The organism is Bacillus sp. LB7 (genome assembly GCF_030449715.1).
GTDB classification, from domain to species: Bacteria; Bacillota; Bacilli; order Bacillales; family Bacillaceae; genus Bacillus; species Bacillus paralicheniformis.
The window spans coordinates 35,090-56,944 of sequence record NZ_JASGCA010000016.1 but is presented as its reverse complement, the minus strand read 5'-3'; the positions used below and the strand labels follow the sequence as shown (position 1 = coordinate 56,944).

Annotated in this window: 21 protein-coding genes; 4 read left to right on the top strand and 17 right to left on the bottom strand. The window is 46.6% G+C overall.

Annotation, left to right across the window (positions count from 1 at the left end; translation table 11 throughout):
* Positions 1–21: 21 nt before the first annotated feature.
* Positions 22–1,650 (bottom strand): putative polysaccharide biosynthesis protein, encoded by a 1,629-nt coding sequence (locus QMZ64_RS18035; protein ID WP_243942588.1) that lies wholly within the window; start codon positions 1,648–1,650, stop codon positions 22–24.
* A 234-nt stretch (positions 1,651–1,884) separates the two neighbouring features.
* Between QMZ64_RS18035 and QMZ64_RS18030 the strand changes: the two genes are divergently transcribed.
* Positions 1,885–3,159 (top strand): BaiN/RdsA family NAD(P)/FAD-dependent oxidoreductase, encoded by a 1,275-nt coding sequence (locus QMZ64_RS18030; protein ID WP_301441502.1) that lies wholly within the window; start codon positions 1,885–1,887, stop codon positions 3,157–3,159.
* Between the two features lie 230 nt (positions 3,160–3,389).
* Positions 3,390–4,925, top strand: coding sequence for a glycine betaine transporter OpuD (gene opuD / locus QMZ64_RS18025; RefSeq protein ID WP_265627908.1), 1,536 nt, complete (start codon positions 3,390–3,392; stop codon positions 4,923–4,925).
* A gap of 299 nt (positions 4,926–5,224) precedes the next feature.
* On the opposite strand, the gene QMZ64_RS18020 is transcribed toward opuD, so the two are convergent.
* The 10 genes from QMZ64_RS18020 to QMZ64_RS17975 form a co-directional block, all read right to left on the bottom strand.
* Positions 5,225–5,407, bottom strand: a complete 183-nt coding sequence (locus QMZ64_RS18020; protein ID WP_003184510.1) for a sporulation protein Cse60 — start codon at positions 5,405–5,407, stop codon at positions 5,225–5,227.
* Positions 5,408–5,581: 174 nt separating this feature from the next.
* Positions 5,582–5,896, bottom strand: coding sequence for a rhodanese-like domain-containing protein (locus tag QMZ64_RS18015; protein ID WP_265625905.1), 315 nt, complete (start codon positions 5,894–5,896; stop codon positions 5,582–5,584).
* An 82-nt stretch (positions 5,897–5,978) separates the two neighbouring features.
* On the bottom strand, positions 5,979–6,113 hold the full coding sequence (locus QMZ64_RS18010; protein ID WP_265625904.1) for a hypothetical protein: 135 nt from the start codon (positions 6,111–6,113) through the stop codon (positions 5,979–5,981).
* Positions 6,110–7,228: a response regulator aspartate phosphatase gene (locus QMZ64_RS18005; protein WP_205689324.1), complete on the bottom strand. Its 1,119-nt coding sequence runs from the start codon at positions 7,226–7,228 to the stop codon at positions 6,110–6,112. The genes QMZ64_RS18010 and QMZ64_RS18005 overlap by 4 nt, the downstream gene beginning before the upstream one ends.
* A 104-nt stretch (positions 7,229–7,332) precedes the next feature.
* Positions 7,333–7,692, bottom strand: coding sequence for a DnaJ family domain-containing protein (locus QMZ64_RS18000; protein WP_265625901.1), 360 nt, complete (start codon positions 7,690–7,692; stop codon positions 7,333–7,335).
* Positions 7,693–7,729: 37 nt separating this feature from the next.
* Positions 7,730–8,377 (bottom strand): YesL family protein, encoded by a 648-nt coding sequence (locus QMZ64_RS17995; RefSeq protein ID WP_265625898.1) that lies wholly within the window; start codon positions 8,375–8,377, stop codon positions 7,730–7,732.
* 13 nt (positions 8,378–8,390) lie between these two features.
* Positions 8,391–9,668 (bottom strand): Gfo/Idh/MocA family oxidoreductase, encoded by a 1,278-nt coding sequence (locus tag QMZ64_RS17990; RefSeq protein WP_265625897.1) that lies wholly within the window; start codon positions 9,666–9,668, stop codon positions 8,391–8,393.
* A 21-nt stretch (positions 9,669–9,689) separates the two neighbouring features.
* A complete protein-coding gene (locus QMZ64_RS17985; RefSeq protein ID WP_301441501.1) occupies positions 9,690–10,178 on the bottom strand; it encodes a lipoprotein YteS in 489 nt (162 codons plus the stop codon).
* Positions 10,175–11,296 carry a glycoside hydrolase family 88/105 protein gene (locus tag QMZ64_RS17980; RefSeq protein ID WP_265625895.1) on the bottom strand — a complete coding sequence of 374 codons (1,122 nt, stop codon included), beginning with the start codon at positions 11,294–11,296 and terminating at the stop codon, positions 10,175–10,177. The genes QMZ64_RS17985 and QMZ64_RS17980 overlap by 4 nt, the downstream gene beginning before the upstream one ends.
* Positions 11,297–11,324: 28 nt before the next feature.
* Entirely contained in the window at positions 11,325–12,290 is a 966-nt protein-coding gene (locus QMZ64_RS17975; RefSeq protein ID WP_265625893.1) for an ABC transporter permease, read from the bottom strand.
* Positions 12,291–12,505: 215 nt separating this feature from the next.
* Between QMZ64_RS17975 and QMZ64_RS17970 the strand changes: the two genes are divergently transcribed.
* Complete coding sequence (locus tag QMZ64_RS17970) at positions 12,506–14,815, top strand: helix-turn-helix domain-containing protein (RefSeq protein WP_265625891.1); 2,310 nt, start codon at positions 12,506–12,508, stop codon at positions 14,813–14,815.
* Between the two features lie 31 nt (positions 14,816–14,846).
* On the opposite strand, the gene QMZ64_RS17965 is transcribed toward QMZ64_RS17970, so the two are convergent.
* The 5 genes from QMZ64_RS17965 to QMZ64_RS17945 all read right to left on the bottom strand — a co-directional run bounded on the left by QMZ64_RS17965 (position 14,847) and on the right by QMZ64_RS17945 (position 20,341).
* Entirely contained in the window at positions 14,847–16,352 is a 1,506-nt protein-coding gene (locus QMZ64_RS17965) for an extracellular solute-binding protein (RefSeq protein ID WP_265625890.1), read from the bottom strand.
* Between the two features lie 16 nt (positions 16,353–16,368).
* Positions 16,369–17,247 (bottom strand): carbohydrate ABC transporter permease, encoded by an 879-nt coding sequence (locus QMZ64_RS17960; RefSeq protein WP_265625889.1) that lies wholly within the window; start codon positions 17,245–17,247, stop codon positions 16,369–16,371.
* Positions 17,248–17,388: 141 nt separating this feature from the next.
* Entirely contained in the window at positions 17,389–18,153 is a 765-nt protein-coding gene (locus QMZ64_RS17955) for an NAD-dependent epimerase/dehydratase family protein (RefSeq protein WP_265625888.1), read from the bottom strand.
* A gap of 18 nt (positions 18,154–18,171) precedes the next feature.
* Entirely contained in the window at positions 18,172–19,059 is an 888-nt protein-coding gene (locus QMZ64_RS17950) for a dienelactone hydrolase family protein (RefSeq protein ID WP_265625887.1), read from the bottom strand.
* A gap of 31 nt (positions 19,060–19,090) precedes the next feature.
* Entirely contained in the window at positions 19,091–20,341 is a 1,251-nt protein-coding gene (locus QMZ64_RS17945; protein WP_301441500.1) for an APC family permease, read from the bottom strand.
* A 127-nt stretch (positions 20,342–20,468) separates the two neighbouring features.
* Here QMZ64_RS17945 and QMZ64_RS17940 point away from each other — a divergent pair, with 127 nt between their 5' ends.
* Positions 20,469–21,377 (top strand): LysR family transcriptional regulator, encoded by a 909-nt coding sequence (locus QMZ64_RS17940; RefSeq protein WP_265625884.1) that lies wholly within the window; start codon positions 20,469–20,471, stop codon positions 21,375–21,377.
* Here the strand turns inward: QMZ64_RS17940 and QMZ64_RS17935 are convergent.
* Positions 21,374–21,781 carry a VOC family protein gene (locus QMZ64_RS17935; protein WP_301441504.1) on the bottom strand — a complete coding sequence of 136 codons (408 nt, stop codon included), beginning with the start codon at positions 21,779–21,781 and terminating at the stop codon, positions 21,374–21,376. The genes QMZ64_RS17940 and QMZ64_RS17935 overlap by 4 nt on opposite strands.
* Between the last annotated feature and the right edge of the window lie 74 nt (positions 21,782–21,855).

Below are 21,855 nucleotides of genomic sequence, written 5' to 3'. Positions count from 1 at the left end.
GCATAAAAAGAAAAGCCCTTTTTAGGAGGCCTTTCTTTTGAAAAAGCGATTCAACCGCTGACCGAAGATTTTTTCGAGCAGTTTCACACGGTAAGCCAAGTACAGGTAAACTGATCCGCCGACCGCAGTTGTGATGAAAATGACGACAGCAGATTTGATCTGCCCGCCTTCATATGAAATAAACAGACTGAGAAGCGCCTGGACAAGCAGCAACATGATGCCCATGACCGCCGTCAGGATCAGCATCAGCAAAAACCGTTTAAACAGTTTGCGATACGAATAGCCGGCATGGCGTTTAATCATAATAAATCCGTATAGGAGTGACGCTGAATAGCCGAGCGCCGTTGCCAAAATCGATCCGCTTCCTTGAAACAGCTTGATGAGCGGAACGTTAAGCGCGATTTTGATCACAATCCCGATCATCAGGCTGACAACCGCAAATTTCTGCTTGTTTACCCCCTGCAAAATCGCAGCGTTGACAGTGAAGAGCGAGAATAACAGCGCCACGGGCGCGTACCAGAACAAAATATCTCGTCCCATTTCAGGGAGCAGGCTTTCCGAGCCATAAAAGAACGTGTAAACCGGACCCGATAAAAGAGCCATACCGACTGATGCAGGAAGCACGATGAAGAGAATGATCTGCATCGCCTGATCAATCTGTTTGTTTAATGCAGGGAAATCTTTGTTGGTATAGTTTTCAGTCACCGCCGGGATCAATGTCAGGCCGAATGCCGTCGCGAGAGATACCGGAATCATCACAAGCTTTGGCACGTACAGCGTCACGATCGCCATCAAATCCTGGCTGATGTTTTGATAGCCGGCTGCAATCATCGCTTTATTAAACGTATTCGTATCAATGTACTGGTAAAGCGGTATCGCCAGCCCGACAAAGACGTAAGGAGCGGCATAGCTGAACAGCTCTTTAAACATCTGCCGGTACGTAATATTGGCGGAAGGAACAAGGTTCGGCTTCAGCGCCAAAAGCGCTCCTTTTCTTTTCTGCCAGGAAAAATAAAGCGTGAACAGCCCCGCGAATGCGCCGATCAAAGCCGCAAAAGTCGCATAGCCGACAGCGACGACAAGCCCGCCGTCTAATACTTTGATCACCAAATAAGTAGCCGTTAATAGAAAGACGATTCTGGCAATTTGTTCAACGACCTGTGAAACGGCTGTCGGCCCCATCATCTGGTGACCTTGGAAAAAGCCTCTGATCAGCGCCAAGATCGGCACAACAAGTAAAGCGAGACTGACCATGCGAATGACATACACGACATGTTCAATCGTCAGCCCGTTGTTTTCTGTTCCGCCGAGGGCCATCTCCGCAAAAAACGGGGCGGACAAATATAGAATGGAGAAAGCAATGATGCCTGTGACGAGCATCATCGACATTCCGGCGCGCAGCATCCTTCTCGTTGTTTCATAATCGCCCATCGAGTTATACTTTGAAACAAACTTGGACACGGCCGCCGGAAACCCCATGGTCGCAATGCTTAAAAAAATCGTATATTGATTATAACCGTACTGGAACAGGGCACCGCCGGTGGCACCGACCATAGCTCCGAACGGAATCAAATAAATCATTCCGAGGATCCTTGAAATATAGGTACCAAGCGTTAATACAAAGGTGCCTCTTAACAGTTTGCTTGACATGTTCCCAATCACCATTTTTCTTCAATAGATTCAACTTTTCTATTTTAACATACAGGCGTATTACTCAGGTAATAATAACATGGCTAAATTTTAACATCCCCATGTTTTAACGTTTTTTCATTCTGCCGTTCTTTCGTTATAATAAGAAGATGGAGCGCGGATGTTATCTGATGCAATCCGCCCCGCCTGCACAGCATGCAGGCTCTACAAGACAGGAAAGTTGAGGATATTGGTATGAAGTATTTTGATGTCATCGTCATCGGCGGAGGCCCCTCCGGGCTGATGGCCGCCATCGCGGCCGGTGAACAGGGGGCGGACGTTCTTTTGATTGACAAAGGAAACAAACTCGGCCGCAAGCTTGCCATTTCGGGAGGCGGACGATGCAATGTGACGAACCGCTTGCCGGTTGATGAGATCATCCGGCATATTCCCGGAAACGGACGCTTTTTGTACAGCGCTTTTTCTGAATTTAACAACGAGGACATCATCAAATTTTTTGAGCGCCTGGGCGTCCAGCTGAAAGAAGAAGATCACGGAAGAATGTTTCCTGTCTCCGACAAGGCGCAGAGCGTAGTGGATGCACTTTTAACAAGGCTTGAACAGCTTCATGTAAGCGTGCGGACAAACGAAAAAGTGAAAACTGTCCTATACAATGAAGAAAAAGCGTGCGGGATCGTGACAGGCAGCGGCGAAGAAATTGGAGCGGGATCTGTCGTTATCGCTGTCGGCGGGAAAAGCGTCCCCCATACGGGATCGACCGGAGACGGCTATGAATGGGCGGAAAAAGCCGGCCATACGATTACGGAACTGTTCCCGACAGAAGTTCCGGTTACGTCTGACGAGCCTTTTATCAAGCAGAAAACTTTGCAGGGCCTATCATTGAGAAACGTCGCCCTCAGCGTATTGAACAAAAAAGGAAAACCGGTCATCACCCACCAAATGGATATGATTTTTACCCATTTTGGACTTTCTGGGCCCGCTGTCCTCCGGTGCAGCCAATTTGTCGTCAAAGAGTTGAAAAAGCAGGAAAAAGTCAGACTGAAAATCGACTTGTTCCCTGACATTCACGAAGAACAGCTTTTTCAAAACATGCATAAAGAATTAAAGGACGCTCCGAAAAAATCACTCAAAAACATGCTGAAGCCTTGGATGCAGGAAAGGTATCTGCTGTTTCTTCTTGAGCGCAACAAGATTGATCCTTCTGAAACGTTTTCATCCCTTTCCAAAGACCGTTTCAGAGCTTTCGTCAAAGACTGTAAAGAGTTTACCGTCAACGTGAACGGCACTCTTTCGCTTGACAAAGCCTTTGTGACCGGAGGAGGGGTTTCCGTAAAAGAAATCGATCCGAAAAAAATGGCGTCTAAAAAAAAGGAAGGACTTTATTTCTGCGGGGAAATCCTCGATATTCACGGCTATACGGGCGGGTATAATATCACATCCGCGCTTGTCACAGGCAGACTTGCAGGCATGAATGCGGGCGAATTTTCGCTTTGCCGAAGAAAAAAATAAAATTGCTCCAAACCCTTGACAAACGTGGAATGGCAGAGTTTCAGCGCAGTGCTGAGACTTGTGCCTTTTTTGAAAAGTATGTTACGGTTAAAGAGTTTTGTTTCACCTGATTGTGGGGTAATAGGGGAAGCTAGGTCAAACTTCCTGAGAGAGAATGAATTTTATATGTGCAACTCATACTAAACATAATGATGGGAGTAAGGACGAAAAATGATTAGAGGGTGAGGATGATTTTGAAAAATATTTCAAGCGTTTTTTGGATTGTGATTGTTATCACAGCAGCAGCTGTATTATGGGGAATCGTTGCTCCGGATAACCTTCAGGCGTTAACGACTTCGATTCAAGGTTATGTTACGAACACACTCGGATGGTATTACTTATTGGTGGTTTCTCTGTTTGTCGCATTCAGCATCTTTTTGATCTTCAGTCCGATCGGAAAGATCAGATTAGGGAAACCTGAAGAAAAACCTGAATTCTCTCGATTATCTTGGTTTGCCATGCTTTTTAGCGCAGGTATGGGCATTGGTCTCGTATTTTATGGCGCGGCTGAACCGATCAGCCATTATGCCATTAGCTCTCCATCAGGTGAAACAGAAACAGCCCGGGCCTTTAGAGATTCTCTGAGGTATACATTTTTCCACTGGGGATTGCATGCTTGGGCGATCTATGCGATCGTTGCCCTTTGCATCGCGTACTTTAAATTCAGAAAAGACGCGCCTGGCTTGATCAGCGCGACGCTGTTTCCGGTCTTCGGCGACAAAGTCAACGGACCGCTTGGAAAAGGGATTGACTGTATCGCTGTCTTTGCAACCGTCGTCGGTGTAGCAACAAGCCTCGGAATCGGCGCCACGCAGATTAACGGCGGACTCCATTATCTATTCGGAGTGCCGAACAGCTTTCAGGTGCAGCTGGCCATTATTGCGGTCGTTACCGTTCTGTTCTTAATTTCCGCATGGAGCGGTATCGGAAAAGGCATCAAGTACTTGAGTAACACGAATATGGTGCTGGCCGGCGTCCTGATGATCTTTATGCTGTTTGTCGGACCGACGGTGTTGATTATGAACTCGTTTACGGACACGATCGGAACGTATATCTCCAATGTGGTGCAAATGAGCTTCCGCCTTGCGCCTAATGATCCGGACAGCCGTGAATGGATCAATTCATGGACGATTTTCTACTGGGCTTGGTGGATCTCCTGGTCGCCGTTTGTCGGTATTTTCATCGCCCGCGTATCAAGGGGGCGCACAATCAGGGAATTTTTGATTGCCGTCTTGTTTGCGCCTACTGTGCTGGCGTTTCTATGGTTTTCAATTTTCGGGGTTTCAGCGATGGATCTTCAGCAAAAAGGGATTTTCAACGTTGCAAAACTGTCTTCAGACACGATGCTGTTTGGCGTGTTTGACCACTATCCGCTGGCGATGATTACATCTATCGTTGCCTTGGTGCTCATTGCCGTATTCTTTATCACTTCCGCAGACTCGGCAACATTTGTTCTCGGAATGCAAACGACTTACGGTTCACTGAATCCTGCGAATTCGGTCAAGATATCATGGGGTATCATCCAGTCAGCAATGGCTGCGGCGCTTCTGTATTCAGGCGGACTATCGGCGTTGCAAAACACCGCCATCCTGGCCGCACTGCCGTTCTCAGTCGTCGTGATTTTCATGCTCGTATCGTTGTATAAATCTCTGTCACAAGAGCGGAAAGAAATTAAACAGGCTGAGAAATTCCAGAAGCCAAGAAGCCCGAGGGTGAAAAAAGCATAAACGAAAACAGCTCTTCTCTCTGAAGAGCTGTTTTAAATTGTTGACAAATCCCAAAACGACTTTTAGTTTTGGGATTTTGTCATCCTTTCAGCGTGATTGAAAACCCTTGCAGTCTAGGAAGGCCGAGCATCGGAAGCTGACTTTCACAGGATGTGATGACGGCGGCGTTCAGGCAGGACGCCTGGGCGGTTAGCCGCCGATCCTTCTCCTTATTCGTGAGCACCGACTTAGCAGGCCTGACAACGAATGCGAGGGTTTGTCGACACGCTGACAGCTCTTCTCTCTGAAGAGCTGTTTTTTTATGTCCTGTATAAAATTAACGCTGAAAAACAGTAAAGCTGTTCGCCTTGAGGATCGCATGCGGCTGATACGTCATATTTTATATCGACCAGCTGGTCTTCCGACAGCTTTTTTAAGAATTCATTGATCTCATGCTGCAAATCTTTTTCGTGTTCTTCATCAAATACGGCCACCTTCAGCATACGCTCTCTCCTTTCTATAATGAAAGGTATTCGCACACAGCCGAAGTTATGCTTAAAATCCTGAGCGAAAGAACCTTGAATGTCGCCGGCAGGACGCTCCGAACGTTTCCTGACATGTAATAATCCATTGCAATAAAAAAACTTCTTATCTGTACAGATAAGAAGCCGGACCCGCTATTTTGTTTTCGGCTTTGTGTTTCCGGGCCATTCGAGCATGCCGCCGACCATATTGGTGACATCAAAGCCTTTATCCTGCAAATAGAGGCAGACATTTTCGCTGCGCTTGCCTGATCGGCAGACAAAAATATAAGGCTGCTCCTTTTGGAAGACATCGAGTTTTTCAGGAATATCCCCCATTTTAATGTGAACGGCTTCAGGGATCATTCCTTCAGCTACCTCTTCATCTTCTCTGACGTCAATAATGTTCAGTGTTTCTCCTTTTGCAAGCCTGTCTTTCAGCTCATCAGGCAAAATCTCTTTTATCGTCATCGTTACTGCTCCCTTCAATTGCCTTTAGGTGAGACTATTATAGCAAAAGTCGGGAGGCAATTTCTATTTCAGCAGATTTTCTCTATCGTCCGCTGTCAGGAAACACCGATTTGCCTAATGGCTGAAATGATCCGTCCTGTACTGCAGAATCGGCTGTGAAGCTTCCTCCTATCAGACAAACAAGCATGACGGCGAAAAAACAAATGGATTTTTTCATATGAGCTCCTCCTTCATTTTATATATTTGATTCTTGGCATGCTGCGATTTTTCCAAGTAAAGCGCGCTTTTTTCATGGTCGCCGGACTTCATGTAGTAATCGGCTATATCTTTTGTCAGTTCGGCAACATGCGGCCATAGCCGTTTATCGCTCATATATTCAAGCGAAAGTTCAATATCGAGCGGATGGCCCGCGTCATACAGGGCGAAAATCAGCCTGAATTTCGCCGCATATTCATCTTCTCCTTGTTCGGCCGCTCTGGTAAATCCCTCTTTGCAGAGACGTCTCGCTTCTTCGGGAGAACCGTTTTTGTACATGAGGTGAGACAGCTCAAAAAGGGTGTTAATGCCAAAGACCGATTGCTCATGGACACCGATTGAAAGGGCTTTTCTAAAGTGCTCTTCCGCCAAAAGCGGCATGCTGCATTTGGCGTAGTTCAGACCCATATTATGATAGATCAGCCCGATGATTCGCCGGTTTTGGAGGGAAACGGCCTGATCAAGCGCCCGGCCGTAGTGTTCCTCGGCTTGTTTGATGCGGAACAGTTCAAACTGAACCGACCCGAGAATCATTTCGCACCCGATCGTTTTGTCTATGTATTCTTTATGCTTGCTGAAAAGTGAGAGCGCTTTTTCGGAGTAGTTCAACGATCTGAAATGATCATCTATTTGGTAGTAGGCGGTCGCGATTTTATAGTAAAATTCCGCTTTTTCAATTTCATCGGTCAGTTTATGCAGCTTCATTTCCGCTTTTTTGTAACAGCTGATCGCTTCAAGATAGTTTTTCTCATAAAACTCATACATGCCTGAAAAAAAGAAAAAATAGTACTGAATGATATCATCCGCGTTCTTAACCGTTTCCTTCTGCCTTTTAATCTTCCGGAAGAGCTCGGCTGATTCTGCAAACTGCTCCATCATCAATTTGCAGCGGTAGTCCAAAAGCTGAAAATAGAGCTCCAAATCTCTGTTTTTCTCCATTTTAGAAAGCAGGTTTCGGATCTCGTATCTCAAAGATACAGCCTGGAGCGCTTCATGGCGCTTGATCATGGTGTACCACTGATTCAAGAGCCCGGCCGCTTTTTCGTATGCCGCTTTCGCTTCCACTTCTTCATTCATCCTTTCTTCTTTTTAAAAACATAAAAATTACATTTATTAACTTTATTTTGCAGAAGATAATTGTTATTGGCAATTATTTTTATGAATAAGTGCAAGGAATGGCGTCAGCTCCAATATTTGAGCTGGCTTTCGAGGTTTTTGGCTGAAACAAGGCCTTTTTGGAATTGGTTCGGACAGGTGAGGTTGTATTTTTTAATTTTTAGGTTGATGGCATCGATCAGCGATTCGCGCTGATGCGATTTGATCGCTTTTTCAATCTCTTGTTTAATTTCCTTTTGCAGCTTCAGCCACTCCGGCAGATAACGGGCGTTTTTTAGAGTTGACGAAAGCGCATCCCCCTCGAGCGCCTCTTTGCTGAGCGGTTTTCCAAAACCAGGGAGGGACTTGAAGTCGTCTTTCTTTTCGCTCTCCTTTACGGCTTGATCAATCCAGTGAAGATATCGTTTTTCAAATTCTTCACTCATATGAGCCATCTCCTCTCATCACACCTGAAGCAAAGGGTCAGGTGTGTCTTGTCGTGATGACGGTTTCCCCCTGTTCTGTGGCTTCCGCTTTTTTCAATACTTGATATGCCAGCCACATGACCGCATAGCTGAGCAGGCTGGCGCTGAAAAAAGGAACGATTCCGGGCAGAAAGGCAAAAGCGATATAAAGCACGGCAGTGACCGCCATCATCGTTAATGTATACTGTAAATACGATATGCCCAGAATCAGCGAAAACTTAAAATACATCCGCTTCTTCCAATCGAAATGGGCGAGCAGCGGGAACATATAAAACAGCATAATCAAAAACAAAAACCCAAAAATCATAATGACGAACCGGAGAACGTGCAATAGGAAATGCTCCGGATAAATAAAAGCAAGGTCAACATAAATGATGATGCCAACCGCCGCCAGAATAAGACCGATGACGTTGGAACGAAAAAACTCGCTGCGGTACGCCTGCCAAAACGTTTTACATATCGGAATATCGGTTTTGCCCATAATCCATTTTCTCATCACGGAAAACAATGCAGTCGTCGCCGGCATAAACCCGAAGACGCCAAGGCCGAGCATCGTAAAAACAAACCACAGCAGATTGGCGTAAAAAAACTTCAGCACCCAATCACAAAAGCTCAGCACCCTTCCCATGGAAACACTTTGTTCCACGAATCCCCCCCCTTTATGTATATTGCCGGGTATACAGAAGTTCACTGATTCCTATCGGCTTTTTTTCTTTGATGGAGCGCCACAATGCCTCGCCGGCTGCAATTGAATAGGCGCCTGCTTCGGCACCGGCCAGAATGTCGTAATTCCTCAACGGGTCTCCTCCGCCAAACAGCTCTTCCAAAAGCAGCGGATCTCCTCCGCCATGCCCGCCGGGCTGCCTGACGACGCGAATCGTTTCTTTCGATTCAAACAGCGGATAATAATCGATGGTCTGTTCGGAAACTTCAAATGGAACCCTTGCCGGCGCATGATATTCCTGCGTTTCAAGCCTTCCCTTTGTCCCGTTTATAGCAAGCCGGTAGCCTTCATACGGGGCTGAAAAATGAACGGAGTAATTCAGCAGCGCCCCTTTGTCGTATTTCAAAACGGCTGCATACGTATCCTCGATATCGATTTCTTCATCGAAAATACACGCGTCAGGCCTGTAATCGGTATAGAGCAGATGCCGGCTTTCGTTGGTCTTGACATGATCGTCCTGCGGGTCGCCTGCCTGCCACCTCATATAATAGCGGCACTTCTTCTTGACATGGCATGTTCCGCAATAGCGTTTTTCACCTTTTTCAGGATTCATTTCGCCGCCGGGTCCGTAGTAGTACAGGCCGCCATAGGCAAAAACCTCGCGGGGCGTTTGAGCAAGCCACCAATTGACAAGGTCGAAATGATGGGTTGACTTATGGACGGAAAGTCCGCCGGAGTATGCTCTCATCCTGTTCCAGCGTTTAAAATAGCTTGCGCCGTGATACGTATCGATGTACCAGTTCAAGTCAACCGACGTAATCGTGCCGAGCTTTCCTTCAAGTATCAGCTCTTTGATCTTACGGTGGTACGGATTGCAGCGGTAATTAAGCGTTACAGTCACTTTTCCTTTGCTCTCAGCTTCGGCTTTTAACACGGCTGCCGCATCCCGTGCCGTTGTCACCATCGGCTTTTCAGTGACCACATCGATATCCGCCTGTAAAGCGCCCAATATATAGCGGACATGCGTATCATCACGGCCTGCTACAATAATGGCGTCCGGCTTGATTTTGTCAAGCATCTCGGTAAACGCTTTCTCCTCGAAAAACGGGACAGGACGAAGCGCCGGAAACCTGTCTTTGCAGACTTCTTCCCTTAGCGGATCGCTGTCCAGGAGCGCAGCGATGCGGTGTTCTTCCCCGTATTTTCCCACTAGAGGCTCAATAAACATGTTAAAAGCGCGGCCGCTCAGACCGCATATCGCATATGTTTTCATCGGTTCCTCCCCCTTTCATTTTCAGCGAAGCGCTTCGATGAGTTCCATCGCTTCAGGGGTTTTCTTCGCATAGACCGGTATGAAAGCTGCCATGTCTGTATTCAGCTGAAACGTATAGCCGTTCAAACGTTTTTCTCCTTTTTCAATGACAGCCGCATACAGCTGTACGTCCCCGTTTTTGTCCGGAGCGCTGTACGGCTCTTTTTCTTCCGAAGCAACATTCAATGGCTGAAGTCCTTCGGGATCGTAAAAAGGTTTAAACATGTCTTCTGGAACGATAAACAGATCTCCTTCTTTCGCCGCAATTTCAACTAGAAGTTTTTCCGATGCAGCCGGGAAAACGGTGATGTTGAGCTGTTCTTTCCCGGCAGCGCGCTGGACGTTTTCCTTTATTTCAGCCGATGCATCCGAAAAGATCAATACGTCTGTTCCCCGGCTACCATCCTTTCCGCATGAGGAAAGGAGAAGCACTGCTGCAAATAGAAGGACGGAGAAAGCGAAGTTCTTCACTTCGCTTCCTCGCGGGAAAAACGGCCGGTCTTTTCGAGTTCTACAAGAGCCATGATCAATGCGCCGACACCGTGAAGATCGTTGGTGCTTTTTTCCCGCCCGACATAATAATCGTATGTCCCTGCAGAAGTTCCGACGCAAATATCTTTTAAAAGCAATCCTTCTTTTGCACTCAGCTCGATTTTCTCTTCGACGAGTCCTTTGAAAGCCTTTGCGGCTCTATCAATATATGATGAATCGATATATCCCATGCGAGCTCCTTTCGTCATCGCGTACATATACAAACACGAGCAGGAGCTTTCAAGCCAATTATCCGGAAGTCCGCCTTTATCGACAACCTGGTGCCATAACCCTGTGCGTTCATCTTGAAAATCGGCAATGCTTTTGACCATCTCTTGAAGCGCCCGGGTCCACTCCTGTCTTGTGTCATGCCCCTGCGGGAGCAGTTCGATCATATCGCTCAGTGCAAGCGCGTACCAGCCGATTGACCTTCCCCAAAATTCGGGAGAACAGCCTGAAACGGGGTCGGCCCAAGGCATTTCCCTCTTTTCATCCCACGCATGATAATATAATCCCGTCCTGGAGTCTTTCGTATGTTTTCTCATCAGTTTTTCCTCGAGGATGACCATATCGTACAGTTCAGGCTCATTGAACGCTCTTGCATACTTAAGTGCGAAAGGCCCCCCCATGTACAACCCGTCAAGCCACATTTGGTAAGGATATTTATCTTTATGCCAAAACCCGCCTTCTTCTGTTTGATTCAGCGTTTCAAAAAGGCCCTTCAGCTTTTTGGCGGCTTTACGGTAGCGTTCATCGCCCGTTTCATCATACAAAGGATAAAGGATAAGTCCGGCTTGTATGGCGTCCAGTTCATCCCTCCTGAAATAAAAATTCCCGCAGCCGTCAATGAGCTCATCGGCGTATTCTTTTACATATTTGAAGTATGCTTCTTGCCCCGTCTCTTCCCAGAGGCGAATCAGTCCGCACAGAAATACGCCCTGATGGTAGTGCCAGCGTCCGGCCGGCGGCAGCTCTACTGGTGTATACGCTTTCATCATTGTTTTGGCAGCTTCTTCGGCAATGTAAAGAGGCGTTTTTGTGATGAGAGATTGATTCATGTCATTCAATTCCTTTCATCAAAAAATATTAATATATTCCTTCTTCTCCAAATTTCTTCGCCATCCTGTTTGCAAATATGACAAGAGTGAGACCGACAGCTGCTTTAAATAAACCGACGGCTGTACTGTAGCTGAACTGCCCCTGCTTTAATCCGGCCGTGTATACATACGTATCAAAGATCTCGGCCACTTCGCGGTTCGTTGCATTCAAAAGCAGATACACATGCTCAAAGCCGAGTTCGAGCGTATCGCCGATTTTCAAGATCAGCAAAACAACGATGACGCTTCTGATCGCAGGTAGTGTGACATGCCACATCCTCCTCAGGCGATTGGCCCCGTCCATTTTCGCCGCTTCGTAAAGCTGCGGATCGACAGCGGTAATCGCCGCCAAATAAATGATCGTCGACCAGCCGGCTTCCCTCCAGATGACCTGGAGAATGTACATCGGCCTGAACCAGTTTTCATTCAACAAAAAGTTGATCTTTTCTCCGCCGAAGTAGGCGATAATCTCATTGATCAATCCTCCGTCAACCGTCAACAGGACGAATGAAAGCGATACGACAATAACCCATGACATAAAATGCGGAATATAGATCAGCGTCTGGACAAACTTTTTGAACAATGCGACTCTGACTTCATTCAATAAAAGCGCCAAAATAATCGGTATTGGAAAGAATACAACAAGATTGAGGAAAAACAAAATCAATGTATTCTTCAGAAGCATAAAAAACGTCGGTTCGGTAAACAGCCTTTCAAAATGCTTAAAACCCACCCATTCGCTCCCCGTTATGCCGAGAAACGGCTGGTAATCCTGAAACGCTATGACAATCCCCCACATCGGCACATACTTAAAAAGCAAAAAATAAATCAGTCCCGGCAGAATCATCAAATATAAATATTTTTGCTGCAGAAGCTTTTCCCAAAAACGCGTCTTTCGTTTTTTTTCAACAATATGGGCCGGATTTTTTCCGGTCTGGACATCGGCTGCTTTCATAAACGGCCTCCCTTCGTGATGTTTGCTTTCACTTTATCCCACCATGAAAAAATAAATCTACAATCATATCTTCACATCGGCCGCACCTCGCCCGGCAGCCGGCAAAACCTAATAAAATGAAACGATGGTTAGAAAATGATTATTGACAAATTCACACAAAAGTCGAATTAATTATATATGAACATCTCAAACGAAGATTTGTTGGGGGGGAATTTATGAAGAGAAAACAATATAAGTTTTACTATAAGCTGGTGACCTTCTTTCTCGTTCTCAGCACCATTCCAGTCATCATCGTCGGCTTTTTTTCCTATCAGAGATCAGCGGAAACCATTGAACAAAACGTTACAAACGAAAAGCTCCAAACCGTTGGCCAGACACAGCTAAATATCGAGCATATTTTAAAAACGGTTGACCATTCCTTCACCAATTACGTCCGTTCCTATCCTTTAATTCAGACACTCAGCCGCACCATTACACCAGAACGCTTTCAGCTGTATAACCAAATCAACAAGGAATTAAACGAACTGCAGACATTCGATACCGATCTGTCGGATATCACGCTGATCAGCCAAGAAAAAAAGTGGTATATCAACAATTCCGGTTTATATCCTTTAGATCAGGGAAAACAAGCCATCACGATCTCGCTTTACAACGCTTTAAAAAGCCGTTCCAGCTGGGTGCTTGAAAAAAACAACGATCTTGTCGCCACAAAAGAAGGGGCTTCGGGCAACTGCCTGTACAACGTCAATCTGGTCAAACAGCTTCCTCTCAACAGCATGGAAAACAGAGGCCTTGCGATCGCGAGCATTCCTTCTTGTTCACTTGTCAAGCGCATGCCTCATCATTCAAAAACAAACAGCATGATGGTGCTTGATGACAACGGACGGATCATCCTTCACTCAGACCCGTCAATGATTGGGCAATCGATCAAACAAGAGGATTATTTCAAAACGATCCACCTGCACCAGGACAAAAACGGCCAGTTTGATACAACAGTCAGCGACACTGCCTATAACATTACATACCAGAAATCAGATTACAATAATTGGATATACATTTCATTAACGACCATTCCGGAACTTTATCAGCAGACGGCATCAATCGGCTGGTTCACGTTTACGACCTGCGTCATTTTGTTAGCGCTTTCATATCTATTTTCCTGGTTTGGTTCACGTCATTTTTACAGGCCGATCAAGGTTTTGTACGAATCCGTCTCAGGCTTTTCTGCAGGGGCTGATTCGGGCCAAGAGAATCCGAAAAACGAATTTGAACTGATTGAACGGAATATTAAAGAGATGAAAAATAAAAACCATGATCTGAAGGTCCGCGTCGAACAGCAGGTCACCCAGCTGAAGCAGTATTTTTTAACAAGGCTTTTGCTCGGCAAGCTGAGCGAAGAAGAAATCAAAGACCGTTTTACAGGGCTCGGCTTCCCTGAAGATTGGAGCCACCTGTCCGTTTTTGCCCTGCAAATTGATACATTGAAAGACACGTCATATGAAAAAAAGGATCTTGATGTCCTGCTGTTTGCGATCAACAGTCTTGTCGAACGATTTGTGCCCAAGAATAAGCGCCTCCCTCCGGTTGTCATTGATAAAACGCAGACCATCATCATCCTGAACCGCGGACAGCCGCTGGACAGGTTTCAGGAAGACCTGGAACATACCGCATCATCCATCAGGGATAAAATTCATGAAGAGCTTGGATTGTTCGTCAGCATCGGCATCAGCCAGCCGTTTACAAGCCTTGCAATGTCAAAGCGCGCTTATTTGGAAGGGCTTGAAGCGTTGACATACCGTCTGAAATCAGGAAAACACGCGGTGATTTTCTATGAGCATCTTGACCGCAACAAAGCGTTTTTAACCCAATTTCCAAAGCAGATCCAAAATGAACTGTTTGAAGCCATTAAAACGTGCAACCGTAAACAAGCGGCCGAACAGCTTCATCTTCTCCTTGAATCGATTTGTTCTGAAAACATGAATCCGCATCACTGCCAGGTAGCGATTGCAAGGCTCTTGAACAACTTGATTGAATTTATGCATTTGCTCGGAATCGAGATTTTTGAACCGAACGAAAATACGATGCTGTACGACGACGTCTTTGAGCTGACGACGATCGAGGAGATCGAAAGCTGGCTGAACGCGCAGATTATCGTCAAAATGATCGATACACTCAGCATCAGAGAAGAATCGCAATACAAAAACATCTCAGAAAAAATCGTCCATATTATCCAGCAGGAATTCGACACGGACTTGACGCTCGAATCGATCGCAGGAAGGCTTCATTACAACCCCAACTATTTAAGCAGCATCTTCAGGAAAGAAATGAAAATATCGTTCAGCGAATACTTGTCATCCTACAGGCATCATATCGCGAAAAACTGGCTGACGGAAACGACGCTGTCCGTAAAAGAAATTTCCCAAAAACTGAAATACAAAAATCCGCAGAATTTCATCCGCTCATTTAAAAAACTGGAGGGAATCACGCCCGGCAAATACCGCGAGCTGAAAAATCATTCGGCATAAAAAGACAATCCCGGCTTCCCGGGATTGTCTTCTATTTTTCCGCTTTTTTAAATGACTCCTCATATTCTTCTATGACTTGATCTCCGCCGTTCGTCCGCCATTTTTCAACCGCTTTCTCGAACTGGCTTTCATCCGTTTTGCCGAGGATGAATTGATATGTGGCATCATTAATGATCTTTTGCAGTTCATCGCCTCTTTCAGATGCGACCGGTGAGTACAAGCTTTCGGCCGGATTTGAGACGATGAGCTCATTATTGTCCTCTGTCAGCTCCTCATATTTTGTACGGAGCGGATCTCCCGTATTTTTCAAATACTGTTTATCAATGCCGACGAGAGAGACGAGGGGCTGGATTTCCGCCTGCCAGTCTTTCAGTTTTTCATCCATTCGTTTGAATTGTTTTTCCCCTTCTTTTTTATAGTGAACCCCTTCGATCCCGTAAGTCATCAGGCTGTAAACATCCTCTTCGGCGATCCGGTCGAAAAAGGCCAGAATCCTCTTCAGCTCTTTTTCTGTTTTGACGCTTGTTTTCGGGAAGGCAAAGATTCCGTTATGCCCGCCTGATGCCCAGACGCGTTCCTTTCCGTCCGGCCCTTTGATCCGATTGATGATCTCAAGCTCCATTTTATCATCGACAGACTGGTCTCTTAAATTGACGGCATCGACCATATTTCCGACATAAATGCCGGCTTTCCCTTGTGAAAACATCTCCTGCTGCTGCGTTTTGCTCGTCACCGGGAAGTCTTTGTTGATCAGCCCTTCATCATACAGTTTTTTCATATATTTCATCGTATCCATGTACTCTTTTGTCATGAAGTCAGGTGTGAACTTGCCGTCTTTTTCCTCCCAGTCAGTCGGCATGCCCATATAGGACCCCAATGTTTTAAAGGCGCCGTAGATCAAATCGTTTCTGTCGGCAAAGCCGATCGTATCGGTCTTTCCGTTTTGGTCAGGATCTTTTTCTGTAAATGCCTTCGCTGTTTCGTAAAGTTCATCAACCGTCTTCGGCATTTCGAGCCCAAGGTTGTCAAGCCAGTCTTTACGGATGACAACCCCCTGTCTTGATAACGGGCGCTCCCTGTAAATGCCGTAAAGCTTTCCGTCGATCGAAGCGTTTTTATTGATCAGCTTGTTCATCTTGCTTAAATTCGGATAATCCTTTAAATAAGGACCGACCTCCCAAAACATCCCCGACCTGAATGCATTCATGACAGATGAATTTTTAATGTCCTGAATGGTGACGACTTTCGGCAGGTTTCCGGCTGCGAGCGCTGAGTTTAAGCGGTCTTCTTTTACCGCATCAGGCACCCACATTAAATCGAGCTTTGTATTGGTGAGCTCCTCGATTTTTTTAATCGCCGTATCTTTCGGCGGCTGCTGATGATAAAGGATTACCATCCAGCTCAAGTCCAAAGGCGAGTTCAGGTCGACTTTCTCATCCTTTGTAGAAGCCTGATCAGCTCCGCTGTTCGAACAGCCAAGCAGTCCGCCGGCTAAAAGCGCGAACGCAAAAACCGCGATCAGCCATTTTTTCCCCATATTGTCCCCTCCGTTTTTATCCTTTAATTGACCCTAAAAGAGCGCCTTTTGCAAAGTGCTTTTGAATAAACGGATACACGAGCAGCACCGGTATGGTTGCAACGACAATGACCGCCATTTTGATCGTTTGTTCCGGCGGCGCTGCGGCTGCTCCCATCTCCGTCATATCCCCTTGCATACCGCTTGATACGATGACAATCTGGCGAAGCAAAACTTGTATCGGCCATTTTGTCGCATCGCTCAAATACAGAATCGCCTGCATGTACGTATTCCAATAGGTGACGGCGTAAAACAGCGAAATTGTCGCAATCGCCGGCAAAGACAACGGAAGAATGATGCGGAAAAAAATGCCGATGTCATTGCAGCCGTCGATTTTGGCGGATTCCTCGAGGCTTGATGGTATGTTTTGAAAAAAGTTCTTTAAAATGATCAAGTTAAACGCATTGATAGCCGTCGGAAGAATCAGAGACCAATAGGTATCGAGCAATCCGAGCGATTTTACCACGAGAAAGGTCGGGATCATCCCTCCGCTAAACAGCATCGTGAACACGACCAAGAACATGAGGACGCGCCTTCCCATCAGCTCCCTTCTCGACAACCCGTATGCCATTAAAGAGGATAGAAACATGCTGACCGCCGTTCCAGCGGCTGTGACAAGAATAGAAATGATTAAGCTTCTGTACACAATGTCAGTTGAAAAAATATACCTGTACGCATCCAGCGAAAAAGTCGTCGGTATTAAGATAAACTTTTTTGAAATAACCTCTTCAACTGTCGCGAAAGAGGCTGCAATAACATGGATGAACGGCACCACACAAACCAATCCGAACCCTGTTAAAAATGAATAATTCAATATGTCAAACATGCGGCTTCCAGCAGAATGCCTGATCGTCATTTCCCCCTCCTTGTAAGCGCTGTCAAAATATTACGATATCGTGTCTAAAATGTAGCAAACAGAAAGGAGAGCGTCTATAATCATTTTTTAAGCAGGATCAGAAAAGCGGAGAAAAAGATCATCACCTTAGAAGATGATACGTCAGTCTTCATCAAGGATGTCTGAGGCGCTGACTTTCGGTTTGAACCCCAGTTCCCGAATGGCGGAATCGATCGACCACGGCCGCCCCTTATTGTCGCTGACAGCATAATATGTACCATATGTTTTGCCGGATTCGATTGCTGCTTTAAAAATCCCGATGAGGTCGGGGTGGGATAACAGCGTTTTTTTGCTCCTCGGTTTTGCGCGCAGCGTTTCTTGCTCATTTTCAGCGGCTGTCCCGATCCGCAGATTGATCACGGAAACCTTGGCGTCTAATTGGTGCGAGAAAAGGTAGCCGAGATTTTCGGACGCCAATTTTAGCAAGCCGTACAAGCTTTTCGACTGCGGGTAGTCATCCGTGTTGATCTGCCTCCCCAGCAGAGAATCGCCGTCCTTTTCATACACATCTGTCACATGGTTGCTGCTTGCAAAAACCACCTTCGGCACGCCGAGCTCCGCCGCCGCCCGCAAAATCGTATATGTCGCTTTAAAAAAGATATCCGTCATTTTCTCAAACTCCCGCCGATCAAGCAAATCGCCCGACGGCTTGACAGCTAAAAGGTTGATCACCGCATCCGTATTCAGAGGAATGCTTTTCACGACTTCATTGTAATCTGTCGCATCCACCCGGACAAAGCGGACAGCCGGCTTTTCATCAGGTTCTTTTAGATCCAGCACTGTAACCTCATATCCTTCGCCTGCCAATCCGCCCGCTAATACGCGGCCGACCGTGCCGTTCCCTCCGATGATCGTCACCTTTTTCACAGTGATTCACCTCCTGGTTTACAGCCATGTTTTTAAGAAACCGATTGCTTTATGCCTCATTCCGGCTGTCTCGAAGTGTCCGGAATGAGAGCGAAACACTTCATAGCGTTCACCGGCGCCTTTTTCTTTATACACATCAGACAGCTTTTCTTCAATGAGGTCAATCCCTTGAACAGGCGTCAGTTTATCTGCGGTTCCGACGAGGCTTAAATGAGGCCTTGGAGCGATCAGGCTTTCGATTTGAGCGGTTGAAAAGTACTTGACCAGCCCTGGAACATACGAATAGAGATTGTGACGGTCCAAATTCTGCGTCTTGATTAATGTTTCGCTGTCCACCTGCGCGCATATATCAACGCATACGCTGACCCGCTCATCCATTGCAGCAGTCCACCAGGCCATCAGGCCTCCCATCGACATGCCGAGTGAAGCGATGCGGCTTTCGTCTATGTCCTCCCGCATGCTCAGGTAATCGATGGCTCTGATGCTGTCGAAGACCATCATTCCCCACATCACCCGCCCTGTCCAAAGCATTTCTTTAAATATCTCACTCTCCGTTTTGCCGCGCCTGTCTCCGAAAGCCCAATGGTCAATCGCAAGCACGGAAAATCCCAAGGCCGTCAATTCCTCGGCGAACGGCGGCATTTCCAAGTAATCCGCTCCTTCAATCAGCTCCTCCTTTCCCCTTTCGTAACGTCCTCCGTGTGAATGACAGTAAAGCACGGCCGGCCGCTTGCCGTTCATCTGTTTCGGTTTTGCAAAATAGGCCGGCACCGCTTCAATTCCGTTTAAATCAAGCAAAAGCGTTTCGAGAATAAAAGATGACTTTTCTTCAATTTTAAGAGTGCTTACATCAATGCTTTTTTTCCCCGGCAAATCGCCGAGCAGTTTGAAAAGTTGACTGCGCATCGTGTTCCCCTTTCTTTTTTCGTTTGATTCATTAATACGATTTGAAAGGGCGTTTTACCTTTTTCCAGATGATAAGTTGACGGAAGTTCACTACAACCAAGGCGCTGGCAAGCATGATAAACAGTAAGACCCAGGGTGATGAAAACAAAAGAAGCAGTGAGAAGCACCCTATGAGAAAGAGGCAGCCTATTTTGTAAACGCGGCCGGATAGCAGCTTGTAAGCAGCGGCAAGACCGCACAGCGAGTTGCAGATGAAAAAGGCGTTTGCGATCAGGACCAGCGTCTCAACATTAAGAAAGTGAAACATCAGGCAGACGAAAACGACGGTATGGATGAAAAACATAAGCCCCAGCGCAGCCATCGGCTGATTTCCCCTTGATCTGCAGGCAAACAGCCCGCCGGCCTGCGATGCCACCAGCCTGGCTGCTCCGCCTGTCACCTGAAAATAAGCGCACATGCAGAGGACAGCGGTGAGCACTGCGATCACCGGCAATGCAAAAGATCCGAACAACGGCGTCAGCATCATCGCCAGCTTCAATTGTCCGTTTGCAAAGAATCCCGGATCAATCCATTGAACAGCTGCCGCAGTCGCCACATATATGATCGTTACCGTCAGGCTGCTGATCACGACGGCCCGGGGAATCGTTTTCCCGCGGTTTTTCACTTCCATGCTGTAGTTGCCGACGATTTCCCATCCGACCAATGCCCAGAACAGCAGCAGCAATCCGCGGCCAAAATCAGCAAACTGAAAGTTTCCGTCTACGAGCGGCCCCTCACGGAAGTAAGGCACAGAAGCCGCGCTGCTTCCAAACAGGATGAGGGCCGCGGCAGTGGAGAAAATGAGTGCAACCATGCCGACAAATGAAAGATTAAAGCAAAGAACTGCCATACAAAAGATAAAAAAAATGAAGCCGTACAGTTCGGCAGGGAATGCCGTACCGGCCGCAAGAGAATGAATATATTCGCCGGCCGTCATTAATACGGCGGCGGGGCCGAAGCTCGCAGCCATAATAAAATAAAAGACTGCCAACTTTTTAACACGGGAACCGAACGCTTTTTCAGCCGCATAGGCAATCCCGGCATCATTCGGATACTCGACGCTCAATCTGGCAAAAATCCAGGCAAATAAAAAACCGATTCCCAACATCAACAGCCATGCAAAAATCGCATAGTCCCCCGCTGTCTGATGAATCATCGGCGGCAGCAGAATGATTCCGGATCCTAAAATGGGTCCCGTCATCAGCCCGCTTAATAATAAAGGGCCAAGCTTTTTTTCTCTCATACTGATACAATCCTTTCGCAAAGTCGTTTAAAATGATTGTAATCTTGTTTAATTCATCAGTAAAATAGATATTATCGATCTGCAACTTCGAATTTTTCGATATAAGATAAAAAAGGGGGATGACGAGATGGAGATCCGACATTTGAAAACATTCAAAACCATCGTCGATATCGGCGGTTTTACCCGTGCTGCCGATTATTTGGGATATGCGCAGTCCACTGTGACTTCGCACGTTCAAGCAATCGAACAAGAATTAAGAAAGCCGCTGTTCTACAGGCTGGGGAAAAAAATGATGCTGACGGAAGCGGGAAAACACCTTCTCCCTTATGCCGCAGAAATGGTCGAACTGTATGAAAAAGCGAGGCACATTCCGGAAAACGACCAGGAGCCGTCGGGAAACTTGATCATCGGCGCCTCGGAATCTTTAACGGTTTACAGATTGCCTGCCATTCTTCACGAATTTACTAACAAATATCCGCAGGTCACGGTCACATTAAAGTCTTCCACGTGCTGGCAGCTGAGAGACGAATTGAAGCAGGGAAAAATCGATGTCGCTTTTCTTTTGGACAACGATCGGAAAGAAAACGACCTTCATGTTGAAAAGCTGGTCAATGAGCCGATGGTGTTCATCTTTCCCAAGGAACACCCGGCAGGACAAAAGGCCCTTGATGATTTGACTTTTACCGCAAATGAAACGTTTTTATATACGGAGCACGGCTGCAGCTACCGTGATTTTTTTGAGGAGTATTTACGTCAAAGGGGAGTCATTGCCGACCATACGATGGAGTTTTGGAGTGTCGAAGCGATTAAACAGTGCGTGATGTGCGGTTTAGGCGTATCCCTTCTTCCTTTGATCACAACGCGCACTGATATCGAAGAAGGAAAGCTTCAGGGCACGCTGGTCCGCGACGCCCTGTTTTCCACTCAAATGGCTTATCATAAAAACAAATGGCTTTCTCCTGCAATGGCGGTCTTTACAGATATCGTCCGCACGAAAGCAAGAGACTGGGCACAGGCAGAACGTTCCTATATCTAAATGCCTTCGGTATTCATCAGCACGATCCGCCAGCCGTCCGGATCTTCCACCGTTGCCCCTTTGTCCTTCCAATACGGATTTTCTGGCGGCACTTCCTGATGGCCCATGCCAGCAAGCCTTTTTAAAATGCTCTTGATTTCCTTCTGATCAGGAATATAAAAGACGAGCAGATTGTCTTTGGTCGGTGCCGGGCAAGGGCTGCCTCCGATATGGGAGGTGAATTCAAGGTGATATTGGACATTCGGCAGGCCGAACATGACACCACGATACCCTTGATGTCCGGAAAAACCGCCAAGCTTTTTCAGGCCCAGCCCCTTTTCGTAAAACGCAACGATTTCGTCAAAACGGTCTGTAGGCCGGGCGATTCTGACCTGTACGGCGGAAAAATCGGAAAAATGCATCATCATCATCTCCTTTTTCCCATTTTAAGCGGTCATGGATCATTTGAAACGAAGCGAACGGCTGAAATATTTTCATC